Genomic DNA, 4,767 nt, shown 5'->3' on the forward strand with positions numbered 1-4,767 from the left:
GAATCCTATTTAGAAAAATTGCCGCGTGCGGCCCGAACGGGCCGCACGCGGCAATTTTTGTTTGCTTGCGGGGGCTTGGGCTCCAGCTTGTCGCTCGTCACACTGCGTGGCCTGGTTCCGGGTTTGATACGTGCGCGGTGGACGGCGGCAGCCCAGGGGTGTTCAGGTCCTGCCCGCTGGCTCCAGGGGGGCGCAGGCGCTCGATCGGGGGGGAAAGGCGCATGGCGAAATTCCGCCTCGCGCCGGAAACAAAACCCCTGTGCCGCCAGTGCCCCCGCCGCGCCTGTTGCGGGGTCCAGGGGGATCATCCCCCTGGCCGCCGGAGGCCCCTCCCCCGGATCACCCGTCAACGCCCGGCGGCGGGTCGTCGTCCGGCGGTGGCGGCACGCTGGCAGGAATGTAGCTCCGGGCCTCGGGCAGGAAGCGGATGATGTTCTGGATGCGGCTGTCGTCCGCCGGGTGGGTGGAGAGGAACTCGGGCGGCTTGGAGCCCTTGGCCGCGCGCATGTTGTTCCAGAAGCCCACGGCCGCGTCCGGGTCGTACCCGGCCTTGGCCATGAGGATCAGCCCGATGCGGTCGGCCTCGGATTCCTGCTGGCGGCTGTGGGGAAGCACATAGCCCACGTTGGCCCCGATGCCGTAGACGCTGGCGAAAGCCTGCCCCAGCGCGGGCGACTCGGACCCCAGCACAGTGGCCACGGCCACGCCAGGCAGGGCCACGGCCATGCGCTGGCTCACGCGCTCGGCTCCGTGGTGGGCCAGGGCGTGCGCCACCTCGTGCCCGATGACGGCGGCCAGCTGGTCGTCGTTCTTCACATAGGGGAAGAGCCCGCTGTTGACGAAGACGATGCCCCCGGGCAGGCAGAAGGCGTTGGGCTCCTTCTTCTCGATGACGTAGAACTCCCACCTGGCCCCGGCCATGCCGGATACGGCCGCGATGGCCCCGCCCACCCGGCGCACCTGGGCGATGCGCGCCGCATCCCTGGAAGGCCGCTCGGTACGCAGCACCTTGTCGGCGGCCTCCAGTCCCAAGGCCGTTTCCTCGCTCTGGCTCATGAAATTGAGCTGGCTTCTGCCCGTATAGGGCACGGTGGAACAGGCCGCCGCCAACATCAAAAGGACGGCGGCAGCGGCTGCGCGGAGATGTCTTTCGCCGAGCGTCATGCGCTGCCTCCCGGTGCGGGTCAGGGTCGCATCCTTGCCCGCCGCATCAAGGCATAGGCGGGCGGGCGTCAGGATATAGGTACGATACCCTGGGCGCAGGTCAAGGGGCGGCTGGTGGGTGTGGGGAGCCAGGCGCCGGCTCGGGGGCCGGGGCGGCTGACGCTGAGCGGGCGGCCACTGGCGAACCTGTAGTTTGGGTCGAGGCGGGATCGGGCGCGGGGGCCGTGGCCTGAGCGCCCGGCGCGTGGGAGCGGGCGGTCTCCACGAAGGCCTGGATGGCTTCCAGGCGTTTGGTGTCGGTGGGGTGGGTGCTCAGCTTCTCGGATTTCTTGCCCAGCCGGTCGGCGTTCTTGTCCACCAGTTTCCGCCAGACCTCAACGGCCTGGGCTGGGTCGTACCCGGCCTTGGCCATGAGGATCATGCCCAAAGTGTCGGCCTCGTACTCGTTCTCCCGGCTGGAGGGCAGCAACAGCCCCACCGTGGCCAGGGCGGAGAGGCCGTCAGCGTTGCCTTGCGCGGCGGCTCCGTTCCCGGCGGCCATGGCCGAACCCAGGCTGATGGCGATGACGTCGGACACAGCCTTTTTGCTGAGCAGCTTGGCCGTGTGCCGGGCGATGGCGTGCCCGGCCTCGTGCCCGATGATTGCGGCCAGTTGGTCGTCGGTTTCGCAGGCGTCCGCCACGCCGGAGTAGAGCACGATGATCCCTCCGGGGAAGCAGAAGGCCTGGAACTGCCCGTTCTCCACGCAGTGGAACTGCCAGTTGGCGTCGGGCACCCCGGCCTGTTGGGCGATGGCGTTGCCGATGCGCTTGATCCGCTTGGCCACGTCGCGGTCACGGCAGGTCCGCACGGTGGAGAGGTAGCGCTGGGAGGCCCCCTTGCCCATGGCCAGTTCGTCCTCCCGGCTGACCAGGTTCAGCTGGGATTTCTGGCTGTAGGGCGTAGTCTGGCAGGCGCTCATCAACAGGCAGGCCATGAACAGGGCGAGGGGGCGGAATGTGGTACGCATTGTGCGATATTGTTGTCGCGTGCCGAGGATAATGTCGAGGGGCCGAATTCGTGTCATGCTATTCTTGATGTATTCCCCGGCGAAGGGGGTGTGTGGAGGCCCGATACGCCCCGATATGGCTGAATCCTTTGCCTGGAGCGGGTTCAGCGTGTACGTGATGGTTTACCTAGGTGAGACACGCTTGACATGACGGTGGAATCGTCCCATAGGGTACGAAAAACTCAGCCGCCGGGAGCATCATGAAAAGAGCCATACCCCAGCCGCCGGTCAAAGGCTTTTCCGCCGAAGCCGTTCTCGCCAGGATCATGTCCGCCACGGGGATCAAGTCCCAGTCGGAGCTGGCGCGGGTGCTGGGCATCGGCCGCCAGGCCGTGACCGACGCCAAGAAGCGTTCGCACATCCCGGCGGACTGGTACCTCTATCTGTGCCGGAAGTACGGCCTCAACCCCCAGTGGCTGGAGTCGGGCATGGGGGCCATGTACATCGCCGGGCAGGACTCCGGGCCGGACTTCCGGGGCAGCAGGAACTCCGGGGCCCACTCCGAGGAGTTTTCCTACGTGCCCAAGGTGCGCGCCCGCCTCTCCGCGGGGGGCGGCAGCCTGGTGGTGGACGAGGCCATCGAGACCTACTACGCGTTCCGCCACGCCTGGCTCAAGCGCAAGGGCCAGATCAGCCAGATGCGCCTTATGCGCGTCTCCGGCGACTCCATGGAGCCCACCCTGCGCGACGAGGACGTGGTGCTCATCGACCTCTCCCAGACCGAAATCTACACCGGGAAGATCTACGCCGTTGGCATCGACGAGGAGATCGTGGTCAAGCGGCTGGACAAGAAGCCCGGGCAGCTCGTGCTGGTCAGCGACAACCGGCAGTTCTACCCGCCTCTGGAGGTCACGCTCACCGAGGACGCCAACGTCCGCGTGCTCGGCCGGGTGATCTGGATGGCGCGGGAGGTGCTCTAGTGCCCGTGGGCCGGTGCGTCTTCCCGGCCGCCCCCACCCCGGAGGCGCAGATCCGTGCGTCCCGTCGCGCCTGAGCCTCGCCGCCGGAATTCCGGCGTGATCCCTTTTCTCCGGCGGATTCTTCCTTCCCTGGCCGTCTCGGCCTTCTTCTTCGTATGGACCATCGTTCTTCCGGCGGGCAGCGCCCGCGCGGCGCAACAGGCCGGGCAAGCGGCCGCCAAGCCAGCCGCCACGGTGCTCTTCAGCGGCGACTTCGGCTCCAGACGGCCGGGGCCGGAGATCGCCGGGGCTCCCGGGGTGCGCTTCGGCATCGAGTTCAGGCTGGAAGGGACCGAGCCCCGCGTGCTCACGGTGCGGCTTAAGCGGCCAGCCCCCGAGGGGGCTCCCGGCGAGGACGTCTGGCTGCTGGCCGCCGGGCCGGGCCAGCCCGTGCAGGCCGCCTGGGAGTTCGCCTTCGGCTGGGAGGTCGCGCCCGGGCCTTGGGAGATGAAGATTTTCTCCGACGACGTGGAACTGGCCTCCTCGAGTTTCCAGGTCGTGCAGGCCCCGGAGCCGGTCAAGGCTCCGCCCGCGCCCGAGCCTGCCCCGGCCAAGGACAAGAGGGCCGGCATCGCCGACGGCAAGAAGGGCGGCAAGAAGGACGCAGCCAGACCCGATGCGGCCAAACCGGACGCTGTCAAACCAGAGCCAGCAAGGCCCGCCGAGGCGGGGCCGGTCCCGAAGCAGTCCGCCAAGGCCGCACCCGAGAATCCGGCTGTACCGCAGACCGCGCCTGCGCCCGCTGCGGCGGGGCAAAAACAGGCCCCCAAGGCGGAGCCTGCCCCAGCCGTGCCGACGCAGGCCGCCCCGGACCCCGGGCGCCAGGCCCAGAAACAATCTTCCAAGCCGGAGCCTGCGGCGCCTGGAATATCGCAGGCCACTCCCGAACCTGAACGCCAGGGGCAAAAGCAGCCAGCCAAGGGCGAACCTTCGACACCGGCAACGCGACAGGCCACCTCCACGACGCAGAAGCAGGCCCCCAAGGCCGAGCCCGCCAAACCCGAGCCCGCAAAGCAGGAGCCGGTCCGGCAGGAAGCGGCCAAGCCGGACCCGGCGCGCACCGGCAAGACCACCGGCCTTGCGGCGGACAGGCGCGTCTACGTGCTGATCGCGGGGAGCTTCTCGGAGCAGGCCAGGGCCATGTGGATGGCTGTGCTGGTCAGGGAGCAGGGAGTGAAGGCCTGCGTACGGTCCTTTGAGAAGGATGGCAGGCGGTTGTGGCAGCTGGTGGCGGGCTGGCGCACCACCCCGGACGAGGCCCAGGCGGCCAAGGCCGAGCTTGCGGTCAAGCTGGGCGACATCATCATCGTGCCCATGAGCGCGGGGGAACTGGAGAAGGGCTTGCAGTGCCGCTGAGGGCGGCACTCATTCGGGCCAGGCCCCGCGGATTATGCTCTTGCCGCCGTGAGAGGCCGGTCCGCGGGATTTCGGAAGCCCAGAGGGGGGAATGATTTCGGGAGTCCAGAGGGTCGAAGACCCTTTGCCCGCCGGAGGCCTCCTGTGGATCTAGGCTCCGGTCGAGGCCCCCCCCCGGGCGGACAGCCCCCCGTTATTGTAGGACAACCCCCCCGTCGGCCCAGGGGGGGGCCCCCCCCG

At 68.6% G+C, this 4,767-nt stretch carries 4 protein-coding genes; 2 read left to right on the top strand and 2 right to left on the bottom strand.

Annotation, left to right across the window (positions count from 1 at the left end; translation table 11 throughout):
* Window positions 1–339: 339 nt before the first annotated feature.
* Complete coding sequence (locus MLE18_RS13490) at window positions 340–1,056, bottom strand: M48 family metallopeptidase (RefSeq protein WP_243439324.1); 717 nt, start codon at window positions 1,054–1,056, stop codon at window positions 340–342.
* 208 nt (window positions 1,057–1,264) lie between these two features.
* A complete protein-coding gene (locus MLE18_RS13495; protein ID WP_243439325.1) occupies window positions 1,265–2,173 on the bottom strand; it encodes a M48 family metallopeptidase in 909 nt (302 codons plus the stop codon).
* A 239-nt stretch (window positions 2,174–2,412) separates the two neighbouring features.
* Here MLE18_RS13495 and MLE18_RS13500 point away from each other — a divergent pair, with 239 nt between their 5' ends.
* Entirely contained in the window at window positions 2,413–3,132 is a 720-nt protein-coding gene (locus tag MLE18_RS13500; RefSeq protein WP_243312671.1) for a LexA family transcriptional regulator, read from the top strand.
* A gap of 96 nt (window positions 3,133–3,228) precedes the next feature.
* On the top strand, window positions 3,229–4,527 hold the full coding sequence (locus tag MLE18_RS13505; RefSeq protein ID WP_243439326.1) for an SPOR domain-containing protein: 1,299 nt from the start codon (window positions 3,229–3,231) through the stop codon (window positions 4,525–4,527).
* The last annotated feature ends 240 nt before the right edge of the window (window positions 4,528–4,767 follow it).

Origin of the sequence: Fundidesulfovibrio soli (assembly GCF_022808695.1) — a bacterium.
Classification (GTDB): Bacteria; Desulfobacterota; Desulfovibrionia; order Desulfovibrionales; family Desulfovibrionaceae; genus Fundidesulfovibrio; species Fundidesulfovibrio soli.